The organism is Klebsiella sp. JN_Kp121 (assembly GCF_040062145.1).
In the GTDB taxonomy this organism is placed as follows: domain Bacteria; phylum Pseudomonadota; class Gammaproteobacteria; order Enterobacterales; family Enterobacteriaceae; genus Klebsiella; species Klebsiella aerogenes.
In genome coordinates this window covers 24,767-40,214 of record NZ_JBEAHX010000008.1, presented here as the reverse complement: position 1 = coordinate 40,214, position 15,448 = coordinate 24,767, and the positions used below count along the sequence as shown (strand labels likewise).

The following is a 15,448-nucleotide window of genomic DNA, read 5'->3' as shown; positions in this document are numbered from 1 at the left end:
CACACCACCGGCGATGCAGGTTATATCAGCAATGCATTAAATTCAGGATAAAGTTTCACGCCGTGCGCTTTTCGGGCGAAAAGCTGCTACAACGCTCGCTTCCGTCTCCACATACGGTCCCTCAAGCAACTGTACACAATAAGGTACACTTGCGAAGACACCATGCACCAGCACCTTACCGTCCGCGTCTTTGACCCCTTCAAGGGTCTCCTGAATCGCTTTCGGCTGGCCAGGCAGGTTGAGGATCAGCGCCTGCTTGCGGATGACGCCAACCTGCCGGGAGAGGATAGCCGTCGGCACAAAGTGTAGGCTAACCTGGCGCATTTGCTCGCCGAAACCGGGCATGACGCGATCGGCAATCGCTAAAGTTGCGTCCGGAGTCACATCACGGCGCGCCGGGCCGGTGCCGCCGGTGGTCAACACCAGATGACAGCCCATCTCGTCAACCAGCTCGCACAGCGTTTGTTCAATGATGGGCTGTTCATCAGGGATCAGGCGAGTCTGCAGTTCAAAGGGCGTTGTCAGCGCACGCGCCAGCCACTCTTCCAACGCAGGAATACCTTTGTCCTGGTAAACGCCGCTGGAGGCGCGGTCAGAAATAGAAACTAAGCCGATGCGTAATTTATTCATATTCATTCCGTTCAAATAGTGCAATTAAGCGGAATGATACACGCTGGAGAGAATTACAGACAGGATTCAAAAGAAGTAGCGTGACCGGTAGCCCGGTCACGCTGGGATGATTACAGCAGGTCGCCGATCATTTTTTCCAGTTTTTCCTGGTCGATGGCAAACTTACGGATACCTTCCGCCAGTTTGTCTACCGCCATCGGATCCTGGTTGTGCTGCCACAGGAACTGGGATTCAGTAATGCGTTCCGGACGCGCTTTCACTTCGCCGCTGAACGCCAGTTTACGTTCGACAGCGCCTTCGCTTTCCGCCAACTCTTTCAGCAGCGCAGGGGCGATGGTCAGACGGTCGCAACCGGCCAGCTCAAGGATTTCGCCAACGTTACGGAAGCTTGCGCCCATCACGACGGTTTCATAGCCGTGCTGCTTGTAGTACTCGTAGATTTCGCTAACGGAAACCACGCCCGGATCTTCTGCCGGCGCGTACTCTTTCTTATCCGTGTTCGCTTTGTACCAGTCGAGGATACGGCCAACGAACGGAGAAATCAGGAAGACGCCCGCTTCGGCGCAAGCGCGAGCCTGAGCGAAGGAGAACAGCAGGGTCAGGTTACAGTTGATGCCTTCTTTTTCCAGCTGCTCGGCGGCGCGAATGCCCTGCCAGGTGGAAGCCAGTTTGATCAGGATACGATCGTTGCCGATACCGGCATCGTTATACAGTTTGATCAGGCGTTTCGCTTTCGCGATAGAGGCGTCGGTGTCGTAGGACAGACGGGCATCAACTTCGGTAGAAATACGGCCCGGGATCAGTTTAAGGATTTCGAGACCGATGTTCACCGCCAGTTTGTCGGAAGCATCGATAATCTGCTGCGCGCGATCGCTGCTCTGGCCGCGAGCCCAGGCAACAGCATCGTCAATCAGCTTACGGTACTCAGGGATCTGAGCCGCGCCGAGGATCAAAGAAGGGTTGGTGGTGGCATCCTGAGGCTGATACAGCTTCATTGCCGCGATATCTCCGGTGTCAGCTACGACAGTGGTGTACTGACGCAGAGAAGTCAATTTATCCGTCATGATAGTGTTTCTCTTAAACAGCAGTTAAGGGGATGTAACCGGTCTGCCAAGATGATAACACGCCATAGGGTCAGCGCAACCGCCGACAATGCAAGAGCGCAGAGTGTGATAAACTCGACATATTAATTATCTGAATGCTAAAGGATTGTCACCGGAGTGGTAGCGCTTACACCGCGCGCCGGCATGGACAAGAGGACGTTTAATGCCTGATTTTCTCTCGTTTATCAATGAAATACTCTGGGGCTCGGTAATGATTTACCTGTTACTGGGCGCCGGTATTTGGTTCACCTGGCGAACGGAGTTTATTCAGTTCCGTTATATTCGCCAATTTGGCAAAAGTCTTAAAAAAAGTCTTCGCCCGCAGCCTGGCGGATTAACGTCTTTTCAGGCGCTGTGCACCAGCCTGGCGGCGCGCGTCGGCAGCGGTAATCTGGCGGGGGTGGCATTAGCGATTGCCGCCGGCGGCCCCGGCGCCGTGTTCTGGATGTGGGTCTCCGCGCTACTCGGCATGGCCAGCAGCTTCGCCGAATGTTCTCTTGCCCAACTGTACAAAGAGCGCGATGGCGAAGGCCAGTTTCGCGGCGGCCCGGCGTGGTATATGGCCCGCGGCCTCGAGATGCGCTGGATGGGCGTGGTCTTCTCGATTCTGCTCCTGCTGGCCTACGGGGTGATTTTTAATACCGTGCAGGCCAACTCGGTGGCGCACGCCATGGCCTATGCCTTCGATTTGCCGATGGTCGCCGTCGGCGCCGCGCTGGCTGCCGCAACACTGTTGATTATCGTCCGCGGTCTACGCGGCGTGGCGCGATTGATGCAGTGGTTTGTGCCGCTTATGGCTCTGATATGGGTGGGCGCCAGTCTGTTGATTGGCCTCTGGCACTTCGCCGCCTTGCCAGCGGTTTTTGAAACCATCTTCCGCTGCGCTTTTGGCTGGCAGGAAGCGGCGGCGGGCGCGGTGGGTTATACCATCAGCCAGGCGCTTACCGGCGGTTTCCAGCGCGGGATGTTTTCCAACGAAGCAGGCATGGGTTCAACGCCAAATGCTGCCGCTGCCGCTGCATCATGGCCTCCGCATCCCGCGGCGCAGGGAATCGTACAGATGATTGGCGTGTTTATCGATACCATCGTTATCTGTACCGCCAGCGCGGTCATTATCATGCTGGCGCCGCGCGAAAACCGCGACAGTGCGGTCAGCGGTATTCAAACCATGCAGCACGCGATGGGCGATCTTATTGGCAGTTGGGGACCGGGATTGGTGGCTGCTGTGCTACTGTTCTTCGCTTTTAGTTCGATTGTCGCCAATTATATTTATGCCGAAAACAATCTGATCTTCCTGCGTCTCAATAAGCCGCTACATATCTGGACGCTCCGGGTTATCACCGTGTTGATGGTACTGACAGGCACCCTGGTGAGTCTTCCGGTGGTCTGGCAACTGGCGGATATTATTATGGCGCTAATGGCGATCACCAACTTAACGGCGATTTTGCTGCTGTCGCCAACGGTTCGGATCCTCGCCAGCGATTATCTGCGCCAGCGCAAACTCGGCGTGCAACCGGTCTTCGACCCCGCTCGCTATCCGGAAATTCAGCAACATCTGGCACCCGGCGCCTGGGATGAGATACCGCGTGAATAGCGCGGTAATCGCAGCAATCGATCCCATCGTACTCTTTTTTTGTTAAAATTCGTCGAAATTCCCTGCAAGGACTGGATATGCTGATTCTGATTTCACCTGCTAAAACGCTCGATTATCAAAGCCCGCTGGCAACGACGCGCTATACCCAGCCCGAACTCCTGGAGCATTCTCAACAGCTTATCGGTATCGCCCGTAAGCTGACAGCGCCGCAAATCGGTAAGCTGATGAGCATCAGCGATAAGCTGGCCGATCTCAACGCCACCCGTTTTCACGACTGGCATCCGGACTTTACCCCGCAGAATGCCCGTCAGGCGATACTGGCGTTCAAAGGCGACGTTTATACCGGTCTGCAGGCCGAAACCTTTAGCGAAGCGGATTTCGATTTTGCCCAGCAGCATCTGCGCATGCTTTCCGGCCTTTACGGCGTATTACGCCCGTTGGATCTGATGCAGCCCTACCGTCTGGAGATGGGTATTAAGCTTGAAAATCCGCAGGGCAAAGATTTGTATCATTTCTGGGGCGATATCATCACCGATAAGCTCAATCAGGCGCTGCAGGCCCAGGGCGACGATATCGTCATCAACCTGGCATCCGATGAGTATTTTAAATCGGTCAAACCGAAAAAATTGCAGGGACGGTTGATTAAGCCAGTATTCCTCGATGAGAAAAACGGTAAATTCAAGGTGATCAGCTTCTATGCCAAAAAAGCGCGCGGTCTGATGAGCCGCTACATCATTGAAAACCGTTTAACCCGTCCGGAACAGCTGCAGGCGTTTAATAGCGAAGGCTATTTCTTTGATGGGGAAGCTTCGGAGAAAGGCGAACTGGTGTTTAAGCGCCACGAGCAGTAAAAACGACGACACCCCTGTCCGGTAAGCGACAGGGGTGTTTTCAGTCTTAATTAGCCCATCATCAGCTTACGCAGCGCGGCGAAATCAGCCGGCAGATTATGCGACAGCAGCGGCAGGTCGGCGCGGTCAGCCAGTTCTTTCGGCAGCGGCAGCGTCTCCTGCAGAATCTCTTCTACGCTCTCTTTGAATTTCGCCGGATGCGCGGTACCGAGGAATAACCCGTACTCGCCCGGTTGCAATTGGTCGCGCAGCGCGCGATAAGCAATCGCCGCATGCGGTTCAGAGGTGTAGCCGATGGATTTCAGTTCACGCATGGTTGCTTTGGTGGTTTCATCATCAACCGCGGCGTATCCCAGCTCATTAAGACGCCAGATTTTGCGGCGGAACAGCTCTTCCACGCGCGGCCAGTTGTTCGGTTGGCTGACGTCCATGGCGTTAGACAGGGTCGCCTGCGTCGCCTTCGGCGCCCAGTTGCCATCCTGCAGGAAGCGCGGCACGGTATCGTTGGCGTTGGTAGCGGCAATAAAACGCTTAATCGGCAGCCCCAGCGATTTCGCCAGCAGGCCGGCGGTGAGATCGCCGAAGTTGCCGCTTGGCACCGACACCACCAGCTGGTTACGGGCCTCCTGCGGCAGCTGCGCGACCGCCTCGAAGTAGTAGCAGATCTGCGCCAGCAGACGACTGATATTAATAGAGTTGGCGGAGTTGAGGCCAATCGCGACCTTCAGCTCTTCATCGTCAAACGCCTGCTTAACCAGCGCCTGACAGGCGTCGAAATCACCGTCAATCGCCACGGTTTCGATGTTGCCGCCCAGGGTGCAGAACAGCTTCTCCTGCAGCGGGCTAATCTTACCGCGCGGATAGAGGATAACTACTTTGACGTTCGGCAGGCCGTAGAAGGCATGCGCCACGGCCGCGCCGGTGTCGCCGGAGGTCGCGGTCAGGATCGTCACCGGCTTATCGCCTGCGATATGCGTCAGCATCTGGGCCATAAAACGGCCGCCAAAATCTTTAAACGCCAGGGTCGGGCCGTGGAACAGCTCCAGGCAGCCGACATCATCCTGTACTTGAGTGACCGGCGCCGGGAAGGCGAACGCCGAAGCTACGCGGGCCTGCAGTTCATTCTGCGGGATCTCATCGCCAATAAAGGCCGACAGGATTTTCGCGCTGCGGGTCACGAAATCCTGCTCCAGCATTTCGTCGATTTCGGTCAGATTGAATTCCGGCAAATCGTGCGGAAAGAACAGCCCCTGTTGTTTGCCAAGCCCTTGCGTCACGGCCTGCGCAAAGCTGACCTGTTCGTTATGATCTTTTAAGTTATACAGTTTCATCACTTATCCCACTACTCGAGCGCCCGCCGTGTCCAGCCGGCAAATATGAACGAAGCCTTCCTGATTTTGCAGATAATGCGCGGCCAGCCAGTCGGCGACGCGCTGCGCGGTGTCCGGTTTATCGCACAACGCGAACAGCGTCGGGCCGGAGCCGGAAATACCACAAGCCTGCGCGCCGATTTCCATCGCCGCCTGACGCGCTTCGCTGAAGCCCGGCAGCAGTTTGGTGCGGTACGGTTCGGCAATAACATCTTTCATTAACTTTGCCGCCAACTGCGGCTGACGGCTATAGCAGGCGTGAATAAAACCTGCCAGATGGCGACCATGGGCGATGCAATCCTGACGGCGATACTGTGCCGGAAGAATCGCGCGCGCTTCGGCGGTAGAGACCTTAATGCCCGGATAGGCCAGCACCCACAACCATTCATCAAAACCCGGGATCTGCTGGCTGATGATGCCTTGCTCTTCAATCATCAACTGCATACCGCCAAGATAGCACGGCGCCACGTTATCATAGTGAACGCTGCCGGAGATGCGCCCTTCCATCTCGCCCATCAACGCCAGCATCCGGTTTTCATTCAGCGGCTTGCCGCAGTGTTCGTTCATCGCCACCAGCGCGGCGACCACCGAACAGGCGCTGGAGCCAAGGCCCGAGCCAATCGGCATATTCTTTTCCAGGGTCATCGCCACCGGAACCGTTTTACCGATCTCGCGGCAAAAGGCTTCCCAGCATTGATAGACGATATTTTCCTGCGGCGCCGACGGTAATTTGCCGGCGAAGCGGCCTACGTTAAGCAGGCTAAACTCCGCCGCCGCCTCTACCGAGACGTTATCCCCCAGCAACGTGCCGTCGACCGGCGTCACCGCGGCCCCCAGCACATCAAACCCGACGCTCATATTGGCACTGGAAGCCGGGGCGTATACTTTGACCATCTTAAACTCCTAACTTCCATGACAGGGTACGCAGCAGGTCGGCGAACACGCCAGCCGCGGTTACGTCGTTACCCGCGCCATAGCCGCGCAGCACCAGCGGCAGCGGCTGATAATAGTGGCTGTAAAACGCCAGCGCGTTCTCGCCGTTCTTCACCTTATACAGCGGATCGTTACCGTCCACTTCGGCGATTTTCACCCGGCAGACGCCATCTTCTTCAATATTGCCAACGTAACGTAAGACTTTACCCTCGTCGCGCGCTTTAGCAACCCGCGCGGCGAATTGATCGTCAAGCGTCGGCAGGCGCGCCATAAAGCTATCGACATCGCCGCTGGCATCAAAATCGGCAGGCAGCGCAGGCTCAACGATAATATCCGAGAGCTCCAGCTCGCGCCCGGTTTCGCGGGCAAGGATCAGCAGCTTGCGCGCCACATCCACGCCGGAAAGATCGTCGCGCGGATCCGGTTCGGTATAGCCCATCTCACGCGCCAGTTTAGTGGCTTCGGAGAGGCTCATCCCTTCATCCAGCTTACCAAAAATGAATGAAAGCGAGCCAGACAGGATCCCGGAGAAGTGCAGCAGTTCATCGCCGGCATTCAGCAGGTTCTGCAGGTTTTCAATGACCGGAAGACCCGCGCCGACGTTGGTGTCGTAGAGGAATTTGCGCCGCGAGCTGCTGGCGGCGTGGCGTAACTGGTGATAGTAATCCAGTGAAGAGGTGTTGGCCTTTTTATTCGGCGTCACCACGTGGAAACCTTCACGCAGGAAGTCAGCGTACTGGTCGGCTACCGCCTGGCTGGAGGTACAGTCAACGATAACCGGGTTCAGCAGGTGATACTCCTTCACCAGGCGGATTAAACGGCCCAGATTAAAGGGTTCTTTCGCTTCCGCGAGTTCGCCACGCCAGTTTTCCAGATTCAAACCATGGACGTTGGTCAGCAGCGCCTGCGAATTGGCGACGCCGCATACGCGCAGATCGATATGCTTGCCCTTCAACCAGCTCTGCTGGCGTTTAATCTGTTCGATTAACGCGCCGCCGACGCCGCCGACGCCAATCACGAAGACTTCAATAACCTGGTCGGTGTTAAACAGCATCTGATGCGTCACGCGCACGCCAGTGGTCGCATCGTCATTGCTGACGACCACCGAAATTGAGCGCTCGGAAGAGCCCTGGGCAATCGCCACGATATTAATATTGGCGCGCGCCAGCGCGGCGAAGAATTTCGCCGAGATACCGCGCAGCGTACGCATCCCATCACCCACGACGGAGATGATCGCCAGCCGCTCCATGATTGACAACGGCTCCAGCAGACCTTCTTTCAATTCGAGATAAAATTCATCTTCCATCACCCGCTTCGCGCGAGCGCAGTCGCTTTGCGGCACGCAGAAGCTGATGCTGTATTCCGAAGAGGATTGGGTAATCAGCACCACAGAGATACCGGCGCGGGACATGGTGGCAAAGACGCGCGCCGCCATGCCAACCATGCCCTTCATTCCTGGCCCGGAAACGTTGAACATCGCCATATTGTTGAGATTCGAGATCCCTTTTACCGGCAGGCCGTCTTCATCAAGGCTGGCGCCGATAAGCGTTCCCGGCGCCTGCGGATTACCGGTATTTTTAATCAGGCATGGGATCTGGAACTGGGCGATGGGCGCGATGGTGCGCGGGTGCAGCACCTTAGCGCCAAAATAGGAAAGCTCCATCGCTTCCTGATAAGACATGGATTTCAACAGGCGCGCATCCGGTACCTGACGCGGATCGCAGGTATAAACGCCATCGACGTCGGTCCAGATTTCGCAGCAGTCAGCGCGCATACAGGCGGCCAGCACGGCTGCGGAATAGTCAGAGCCATTACGCCCCAGCACCACCAGTTCACCCTTTTCATTGCCGGCGGTAAAACCGGCCATCAGCACCATGTGGTCTGCCGGGATTTGGCTGGCGGCGATACGGCGAGTGGATTCAGTAATATCGACAGTGGATTCAAGGTAGTGGCCGACGGCCAGCAGTTTTTCGACCGGGTTAATCACGCTGACTTTATGACCGCGCGCTTCCAGCAACGCCGCCATGATAGCGATAGAGAGCTTTTCACCGCGACAGATCAACGAGGCGTTAACGCCGTCCGGGCACTGGCCCAGCAGACTGATACCGTGCAGGACGTGTTTAATCTGCGCAAATTCCTGATCAACGAAGGTTTTCAGCTGTGCGAGCGGGAAGCCTGGCTGCATGTCGGCCAGTCCCTGCAGCAGGTCGGCAAAGATGCGTTCGGCGTCGGCGATATTGGTCAGAGCGTCCTGGCCGCTGATAGTTTTTTCAATCATCGCGACCAGATGGTTAGTAATTTTCGCCGGGGCAGACAGCACGGTCGCAACCTGCCCCTGCCTGGCATTGCTCTCCAGAATATCGGCAACTCGCAGAAAGCGTTCTGCATTTGCCACTGATGTACCGCCGAACTTCAACACTCGCATGGTTCTTACCCCTTGATCTCTTGTCAAAAAAAAAGCCCGCACTGTTCAGGTGCGGGCTTTTTTCTGTTGTTTCCTGTACGCGTCAGCCCGCACCGTTACCTGTGGTAATGGTGGTGGTGATAATGGTGGTAATCATGCCGATGCGATTCATGGATGTTGTGTACTCTGTATTTTTATCTGTCTTGTGTCCTGCCTATATTGGTTAAAGTATCTGCCTGCTTAAGTCAACGAATTTCTAAATTGGCGACTTTTCAACCAACACCATCATTCCGCCACAGCACCCCGATATTTCCGCCGCATTACCAGACTGTTGCTATTGCAATCAGTACACAAAACTATAAAAAAAACTTATTACGGTATTTTATTCCGGGAGACTTTTTTCAATATCATGCAACAAACGATGCAGCATGGCGGTGTCGCGCTGCTGTAACAGCCCGATTCGCTGTTGTAGCCAGTCGGCCAGTTTCATGTCGTCATCGACCCCCAACCGTCCAAGTAGTGAAAGCGCCCGCTGACGAAGCGCCTGCAATTGTTTTTCGTCGGTTTCAGGCTGCTGAACCGCAGTCTGCTGCTGCAGTGAGCTCAGCTGATAGCAATACACCATCACCGATTGCCCAAGATTCAAGGAGGGATAATCGGCGACCATCGGCACGCCGGTAAGCACATCGGCCAGCGCCAGTTCATCGTTAGTTAATCCGGAATCTTCACGGCCAAAGACCAGCGCCGTATGTTTCATCCATTGTGCTTTTTCTTCCAGCAGCGGTAGCAACTGCTGCGGCGTGGCGTAGTAGTGAAAACGCGCGCGACTGCGGGCGGTAGTGGCGACGGTAAAGTCGACATCGTGCAGGGCCTGCTCAAGCGTCGGGTAGGTTTTTATATTATCTAAAATATCTCCCGAACCATGCGCCACCCAGCGCGCGGCGGGCTGCTGATGCGCTTCGCTATCGACAATCCGCAATTCGCTGAATCCCATGGTTTTCATCGCTCGCGCCGCCGCGCCCACGTTCTCCGCCCTGGCGGGCGCCACCAAAATAATTGATAAACGCATTGTGCTTCTCTTCATCCTCTTACGCAGCGCGACTCTGCGGTCTCCCCCATTTTACGCGGCGAAAATTTACAAATTTGCAACAAAAATCACTAAAAATGGGCTTTCTTACTCTTAAAAAAAACTAAACTGTTCACATTGGACACCAATACGGAGTATGTTAACAGAACGCATTTATCCATATGTTTGGCAATGATATTTCAGTTTTCATTTGCCCACAGGCTTAGGATTCACTGCATTTATTAATTCATAGTTGCAACTAATTGAGCTGTGTAAGAAATGTGACGATAAGTCGCAAATCGATGCAATGATTTCACAAGACTGTTAACGTGCTACAATTGAACTTGATATATGTCAACGAAGCGTAGTTTTATTGGGTGTTCGGCCTCTCTTAGCCTGTTATGTTGCTGTTAAAATGGTTAGGATGACAGCCGTTTTTGACACCGTCGGGTCCAGAGGGAAAGTACCCACGACCAAGCTAATGATGTTGTTGACGTTGATGGAAAGTGCATCAAGAACGCAATTACGTACTTTAGTCATGTTACGCCGGACATGTTAATTTGTGGCATGTACCAGGCAGGTCAGGGACTTTGGTACTTCCTGTTTCGATTTAGTTGGCAATTTAGGTAGCAAACATGCAGACCCCGCACATTCTTATCGTTGAAGACGAGTTGGTAACACGCAACACGTTAAAAAGTATTTTCGAAGCAGAAGGTTATGATGTATTCGAAGCGACCGATGGCGCGGAAATGCATCAGATCCTGTCTGAAAATGATATCAACCTGGTGATCATGGATATCAACCTGCCAGGTAAAAATGGTCTTCTGCTGGCGCGTGAACTGCGTGAGCAGGCTGACGTCGCGCTGATGTTCCTTACCGGCCGCGACAACGAAGTTGATAAAATTCTTGGCCTCGAAATCGGCGCCGATGACTATATCACTAAACCGTTTAACCCGCGTGAACTGACTATCCGCGCGCGTAACCTGCTCTCCCGTACCATGAACCTCGGTACCGTGAGCGAAGAGCGTCGCAGCGTTGAGAGCTACAAGTTCAACGGTTGGGAACTGGATATCAACAGCCGTTCGTTGGTGAGCCCAAACGGCGAGCAGTATAAGCTGCCGCGCAGTGAATTCCGCGCGATGCTGCACTTCTGCGAAAACCCGGGCAAAATCCAGTCGCGCGCAGAGCTGCTGAAGAAAATGACCGGTCGCGAGCTGAAGCCGCATGACCGTACCGTGGACGTGACCATTCGTCGCATTCGTAAGCATTTCGAATCCACGCCGGATACCCCGGAAATCATCGCCACTATTCACGGTGAAGGTTACCGCTTCTGTGGCGATCTGCAGGAATAACTTCGGTTATGCCGCAGCTATAATGCAAAAACAGCGCCTTCTGGCGCTGTTTTTTTATGTCTCTTTTACTTCCAGATACGTAACGTGTCGTCATCCTTACTTTGCGGTTTTTCCGGATTGCTTTGCGGTAGTGACAAGGCGTACCAGTCCACGCGGCGGGTCAGGAACATCAACGCGCACAGCGCCAGCAGTAGCACTCCGGTGCCAAGCAGCAACGCGCTATCCTCAGAACGCAACAGTAACCACATCACGCCATCCAGCAGCAGTAGCGCTGCAACAAATAACAGACTATTACGCCACCCTTTCAGTACCGCCTGTAAATAAACGCCGTTTATCACCGCGCCAATCAGGCTGGCAACGACCCAGGCAGGCGTAAACCCAACATGTTCCGAGAGCGCCAGCAACACCAGGTAGAACATCACCAGCGATAACCCCACCAGCAGATACTGCATTGGATGCAGACGGCGATGCGTCAGGCTCTCGAAAACGAAGAAGGCCATAAAAGTTAACGCGATTAACAGGATGGCGTATTTAGTCGCCCGATCGGTGAGCTGATATTGATCGGCCTGCGACATCACGTCCACGCTGAAGGCGGGTAAACGCGGCCATTCAATATCGGTATCATCGTTGAAATAGCTGCCCATATTGTTGGCGAACCAGCTGCTTTGCCAGTGCGCGCTATAACCCGAGGCGCTCACTTCACGCTTTGTAGGCAGGAAGTTGCCCAGGAATCCCGGATGCGGCCAGTTACTGGTTAGCCGCAGCTCGCTGTTGCGGCCCAACGGTACGACGGAGAAGTCGCCGGTACCATTAAGATCGAGGGTAAAAGCAATCTCCAGCGGTTTGTTGTCTGCGGTTAATACCGGCATCGGCATATGAATGCCCATACCGCCGCCGTTCAATCCCAGCCCCGGTTCAACGACCAGTGCCGTACCGTTAATGACCGGCGCGTTGATGGCGCCGATGCCGCGGGCATCGCTCACGCTGAGAACTAAAAACGGCTTTCCTAACGTGGTATTCGCTTTTTTCAGCTCCGTCAGCCGCGTAGGATCATACTGCGCCTTAATTTGCAGGGTGTTATGCCAGACCTGCCCACTGTAAATGCCGACTTTTCTCGACTCCACATTTTGCGCGCCGCTGACCGCCAGCGATTCCGGTAGCCAGTAGTAGATCCAGCGACGCTGATATTCGACCTCTTTTTGGTTCTCCATTCGGGTCAGCGTCTCGGTTACCGGGATGGCGATCAGCGGCCCGGCCAGCTTTTGTGAACCGCTGGTGCTGTGCTCTATCGCATCCACAACATCGCTACGATAGTCCGCCCGCTCGACAATAAGCGCTCTGACCATCATCAGCGGCACGGACAACAGCAAAATACAGCCCAACAACGTACTAATTTTCCAGAACAACGGTGATTTCATCATAGCCTTCTCCCAATCGTGATGGGCTCACTGTAAGGGGGCTATGTGCAGTGTGTTTGAAGTTATGTGAAGGGACGGTGAAGATGTAGCGTCGCGACCACGCCGCCTTCAGGGCGATTGTGCAAACTAATATCGCCCTGATGTAGACGCGCGACTTCACGAACGAACGCCAGGCCAAGACCACTGCTTTTATGGCCGTCATCCCGCGGCAGCGAGTAAAAGCGTTCAAAGATGCGCTCCAGCGCAAAATCAGGAATTCCGCTACCGTTATCCTTGACGCTCAACCACGCCTCTTCATTACGCATCTCTACCGCCAGGGAAATTTCACCGCCGTACGGGGTAAAGTCAATCGCATTGTCGATAAGATTGCCCAGCGCCTGCCCCAGTAGTTCGCTATCGCCATTCACCGTTACCCCGCTCTCCTGCCAGCGTAAGGTGATGGCCTTCGCCGTCAGCGCAATGTCGCGGTCTTCCGCCAGACGTTGGAAAAGCGCATCAACCGAAACCAACTGCGGCGTTATCTCCAGACGATTTTCCAGCCGCGCCTGCTGCAGCAGTTTTTCCACCAGCAGTTGCATGCGCGTATTCTGCGCAAGAATATTGGCGGTGAAACGCGCGGCGATCTCGGGCGGCGGCGCCTCGCTCAGGATCTCCGCCGCGCCGCGAATGGCCGCCAGAGGGCTTTTGAGTTCATGCGTGAGATCGTAGACATAGTTTTCAATCGCGTTTTTGCCTTCAAGCTTCACGCGCATGCTCTCCAGCGCCTGCGCCAGCTTGCTTAGCTCGCGACTACCGACGTTCGGTAGAGGTAACGGACGCTCGGCGGTCACCGAATCGGCGTAACGAACCAGTTTGCCAATTGAGAAGTTAATCCACCAGACGATCCCGCCGCCGATCAGTAAAGCGATCCCCAACAACGCGCCGCCAGCCCACAGGATCCGCCGCTCGCTGCGTTTAATCACCGGCGTCATGGCCAGATTAGGTTTGCCGACGCTCACCACGCCGATGATACGGCCGTTATCCATTACCGGTGCGGCAATGTACATGACTGAGCTATTATCATCATCAGGATCGCTGCGCGTGCTGCGCGCGCCGTACTGGCCGCGTAGGGTCAGCCAGACGTCGTTCCAGCGCGAATAATCCTGGCCCACCGCCTGCCCGCTGGAGTCAAACACCACCTTTCCCTGAGCATCCGTCAGATAGACGCGATACTCATTGCGCATTTTCCTGATACCGCTGATATTGGCGTTGATGGGCTGCTGATTAAGCGACTGAAACGCCTGCGCCAACCGCCCTTGCTGCGGGTTTGCCGAAAGCAGGTCATCACGAGCCAGCGCCGCCAGTAGCGTTGCGGTATCGTTAAGCGTGCCTTCCGTTGCCCGACGCACGCCCGGTTTGACTTCCTGCACAAATATTGAGAGCACAAACCACGCGGCAATGGCGACAATCAAAAAATAACCCAGCAGCAGGCGCATCCCGATACGCATCAACAGCCTCCCAGGCTATAGCCCAAACCGCGATGCGTATTAATAGGGTTAACATTCGGATTCACCGCCCGCAGCTTGGCGCGCAGGGTCTTGATATGGGTATCGACGGTGCGATCGATACTCTCGTAGGCATCGCTCCACACCAGTTCCATAAGCTGCTGGCGGGAGAATACGCGGCCGGGGGCGTTGATTAGGGTTTTCAGCAGCAGGAATTCGTAACGCGTCAGATTCAACGGTTGGCCAAACCAGCTTATCGCCATCGCCTGCTCATCCAGCAGGAACTCGCCAACGCGCACCACCGGCGAAGGAGCTGAAAATTTCTGTAGCCGACGCAGAACAGTACGCACCCGCGCGCAAACTTCGCGCGGCGAAAATGGTTTGGCGATGTAGTCATCAGCGCCAATTTCCAGTCCCAGCAGCTTATCAACCTCTTCGCTGCGTGCGGTCAGAAACAATAGCGGCAATGCCGGATGGCGCGCCAGCAGTCGTCGGCATAGTTCAAAGCCGCTAATATCGGGCAAACCAACGTCGAGGATCGCTAAATCCGGGATCTGATGCAGCGCCGCATCAAGCGCGGGCAACCCGCGTCCGAAAACGGTCACGTCGAATCCTTCCTGCTGCAGCATGTAAACAAGGGTATCGGCGATACTCTGTTCATCCTCAACTAACCAAATCCGTGGCTGTTGCATTGCGACTCCCGTTTATTTATTCCAGGGCATGATTGGCACGGCGCTGATGGCATTCTTCGGCGAGCCGTCGACCACTTTATCCGAATAGGTCAGATAGACCAGCGCGTTGCGTTTGGCATCATAAAAGCGAACGACCTGCAGTTTTTTGAACACCAGCGAGGTACGTTTCTGGAACACGACATCGCCCTGACTTTTGCCGTTTTTGATCTTGTCCGTCAGCTCAATCGGCCCGACCTGCTGACAGGAGATGGCGGCGTCTGAGGTATCTTCCGCCAGTCCCAACCCGCCTTTAATACCGCCGGTTTTCGCCCGGCTGATATAGCAGGTGACGTTCTGTACATCGGGATCGTCGAAGGCTTCGACCACGATTTTGTGATCCGGCCCCAGCCATTTAAATACCGTATCGACGGAGCCAATTTGCTCGGCGTGCGCCAGTTGGCCCGCCGCCAGTAAGAACAACCCTGCTACTAACTTCTTGTATTTCATATTGTTACCATTTCTTAAAATTCCGCTGCGTGATAATCACAAACGCTGTGGAAAAGGTTTAAAGA

At 55.0% G+C, this 15,448-nt stretch carries 15 protein-coding genes and 1 other annotated feature; of the genes, 3 read left to right on the top strand and 12 right to left on the bottom strand.

Annotation, left to right across the window (positions count from 1 at the left end; genetic code table 11):
• Positions 1 to 42 precede the first annotated feature (42 nt).
• The gene (gene mog / locus ABLU86_RS13305) at positions 43 to 630 is read right to left on the bottom strand and encodes a molybdopterin adenylyltransferase (RefSeq protein ID WP_015368355.1); all 588 of its coding nucleotides are present in this window, start codon (positions 628 to 630) and stop codon (positions 43 to 45) included.
• 110 nt (positions 631 to 740) lie between these two features.
• The gene (gene tal, locus ABLU86_RS13300) at positions 741 to 1,694 is read right to left on the bottom strand and encodes a transaldolase (RefSeq protein WP_015368356.1); all 954 of its coding nucleotides are present in this window, start codon (positions 1,692 to 1,694) and stop codon (positions 741 to 743) included.
• A 202-nt stretch (positions 1,695 to 1,896) separates the two neighbouring features.
• On the opposite strand from tal, the gene ABLU86_RS13295 reads away from it, so the two are divergent.
• Together ABLU86_RS13295 and yaaA are read left to right on the top strand one after the other, a co-directional pair.
• Entirely contained in the window at positions 1,897 to 3,327 is a 1,431-nt protein-coding gene (locus tag ABLU86_RS13295; protein ID WP_015704336.1) for a sodium:alanine symporter family protein, read from the top strand.
• A 77-nt stretch (positions 3,328 to 3,404) separates the two neighbouring features.
• The gene (gene yaaA / locus ABLU86_RS13290; protein ID WP_032713284.1) at positions 3,405 to 4,178 is read left to right on the top strand and encodes a peroxide stress protein YaaA; all 774 of its coding nucleotides are present in this window, start codon (positions 3,405 to 3,407) and stop codon (positions 4,176 to 4,178) included.
• 50 nt (positions 4,179 to 4,228) lie between these two features.
• Here the strand turns inward: yaaA and thrC are convergent, their stop codons facing one another.
• The 6 genes from thrC to yjjY form a co-directional block, all read right to left on the bottom strand.
• Positions 4,229 to 5,509 carry a threonine synthase gene (gene thrC / locus ABLU86_RS13285; RefSeq protein ID WP_032715978.1) on the bottom strand — a complete coding sequence of 427 codons (1,281 nt, stop codon included), beginning with the start codon at positions 5,507 to 5,509 and terminating at the stop codon, positions 4,229 to 4,231.
• A 3-nt stretch (positions 5,510 to 5,512) separates the two neighbouring features.
• Positions 5,513 to 6,442: a homoserine kinase gene (thrB, locus tag ABLU86_RS13280; protein ID WP_042892480.1), complete on the bottom strand. Its 930-nt coding sequence runs from the start codon at positions 6,440 to 6,442 to the stop codon at positions 5,513 to 5,515.
• A 1-nt stretch (position 6,443) separates the two neighbouring features.
• Positions 6,444 to 8,906 carry a bifunctional aspartate kinase/homoserine dehydrogenase I gene (gene thrA / locus ABLU86_RS13275; RefSeq protein WP_042892484.1) on the bottom strand — a complete coding sequence of 821 codons (2,463 nt, stop codon included), beginning with the start codon at positions 8,904 to 8,906 and terminating at the stop codon, positions 6,444 to 6,446.
• A gap of 25 nt (positions 8,907 to 8,931) precedes the next feature.
• Positions 8,932 to 9,050: a sequence feature (Thr leader region), on the bottom strand.
• On the bottom strand, positions 8,989 to 9,057 hold the full coding sequence (gene thrL / locus ABLU86_RS13270) for a thr operon leader peptide (RefSeq protein ID WP_004222578.1): 69 nt from the start codon (positions 9,055 to 9,057) through the stop codon (positions 8,989 to 8,991). It overlaps the preceding feature by 62 nt.
• 210 nt (positions 9,058 to 9,267) lie before the next feature.
• Complete coding sequence (locus ABLU86_RS13265) at positions 9,268 to 9,954, bottom strand: tRNA/rRNA methyltransferase (RefSeq protein ID WP_032706622.1); 687 nt, start codon at positions 9,952 to 9,954, stop codon at positions 9,268 to 9,270.
• Between the two features lie 396 nt (positions 9,955 to 10,350).
• The gene (gene yjjY / locus ABLU86_RS13260; protein WP_001541509.1) at positions 10,351 to 10,491 is read right to left on the bottom strand and encodes a protein YjjY; all 141 of its coding nucleotides are present in this window, start codon (positions 10,489 to 10,491) and stop codon (positions 10,351 to 10,353) included.
• A gap of 95 nt (positions 10,492 to 10,586) precedes the next feature.
• On the opposite strand from yjjY, the gene arcA reads away from it, so the two are divergent.
• Positions 10,587 to 11,303, top strand: coding sequence for a two-component system response regulator ArcA (gene arcA / locus ABLU86_RS13255; RefSeq protein WP_002887843.1), 717 nt, complete (start codon positions 10,587 to 10,589; stop codon positions 11,301 to 11,303).
• 65 nt (positions 11,304 to 11,368) lie between these two features.
• Here arcA and creD read toward each other — a convergent pair whose 3' ends face one another.
• The 4 genes from creD to creA are packed head-to-tail and all read right to left on the bottom strand — an operon-like array spanning position 11,369 to position 15,383.
• Positions 11,369 to 12,724 carry a cell envelope integrity protein CreD gene (gene creD, locus ABLU86_RS13250; RefSeq protein ID WP_164514945.1) on the bottom strand — a complete coding sequence of 452 codons (1,356 nt, stop codon included), beginning with the start codon at positions 12,722 to 12,724 and terminating at the stop codon, positions 11,369 to 11,371.
• Positions 12,725 to 12,783: 59 nt separating this feature from the next.
• Positions 12,784 to 14,208, bottom strand: a complete 1,425-nt coding sequence (gene creC / locus ABLU86_RS13245) for a two-component system sensor histidine kinase CreC (protein ID WP_015704331.1) — start codon at positions 14,206 to 14,208, stop codon at positions 12,784 to 12,786.
• Complete coding sequence (gene creB / locus ABLU86_RS13240; protein ID WP_015368366.1) at positions 14,208 to 14,897, bottom strand: two-component system response regulator CreB; 690 nt, start codon at positions 14,895 to 14,897, stop codon at positions 14,208 to 14,210. The genes creC and creB overlap by 1 nt, the downstream gene beginning before the upstream one ends.
• Positions 14,898 to 14,909: 12 nt before the next feature.
• Positions 14,910 to 15,383 carry a protein CreA gene (creA, locus tag ABLU86_RS13235; RefSeq protein WP_020079661.1) on the bottom strand — a complete coding sequence of 158 codons (474 nt, stop codon included), beginning with the start codon at positions 15,381 to 15,383 and terminating at the stop codon, positions 14,910 to 14,912.
• Positions 15,384 to 15,448: the final 65 nt, after the last annotated feature.

Bases quoted from the DNA above. Each gene is read 5' to 3' on its own strand.
- thrA (WP_042892484.1), bottom strand. From the start codon at position 8,906: ATGCGAGTGTTGAAGTTCGGCGGTACATCAGTGGCAAATGCAGAACGC.
- yjjY (WP_001541509.1), bottom strand. From the start codon at position 10,491: ATGACTAAAGTACGTAATTGCGTTCTTGATGCACTTTCCATCAACGTC.
- tal (WP_015368356.1), bottom strand. From the start codon at position 1,694: ATGACGGATAAATTGACTTCTCTGCGTCAGTACACCACTGTCGTAGCT.
- creC (WP_015704331.1), bottom strand. From the start codon at position 14,208: ATGCGTATCGGGATGCGCCTGCTGCTGGGTTATTTTTTGATTGTCGCC.
- ABLU86_RS13295 (WP_015704336.1), top strand. From the start codon at position 1,897: ATGCCTGATTTTCTCTCGTTTATCAATGAAATACTCTGGGGCTCGGTA.
- creD (WP_164514945.1), bottom strand. From the start codon at position 12,724: ATGATGAAATCACCGTTGTTCTGGAAAATTAGTACGTTGTTGGGCTGT.
- yaaA (WP_032713284.1), top strand. From the start codon at position 3,405: ATGCTGATTCTGATTTCACCTGCTAAAACGCTCGATTATCAAAGCCCG.
- arcA (WP_002887843.1), top strand. From the start codon at position 10,587: ATGCAGACCCCGCACATTCTTATCGTTGAAGACGAGTTGGTAACACGC.
- creA (WP_020079661.1), bottom strand. From the start codon at position 15,383: ATGAAATACAAGAAGTTAGTAGCAGGGTTGTTCTTACTGGCGGCGGGC.
- thrC (WP_032715978.1), bottom strand. From the start codon at position 5,509: ATGAAACTGTATAACTTAAAAGATCATAACGAACAGGTCAGCTTTGCG.
- thrB (WP_042892480.1), bottom strand. From the start codon at position 6,442: ATGGTCAAAGTATACGCCCCGGCTTCCAGTGCCAATATGAGCGTCGGG.
- mog (WP_015368355.1), bottom strand. From the start codon at position 630: ATGAATAAATTACGCATCGGCTTAGTTTCTATTTCTGACCGCGCCTCC.
- ABLU86_RS13265 (WP_032706622.1), bottom strand. From the start codon at position 9,954: ATGCGTTTATCAATTATTTTGGTGGCGCCCGCCAGGGCGGAGAACGTG.
- creB (WP_015368366.1), bottom strand. From the start codon at position 14,897: ATGCAACAGCCACGGATTTGGTTAGTTGAGGATGAACAGAGTATCGCC.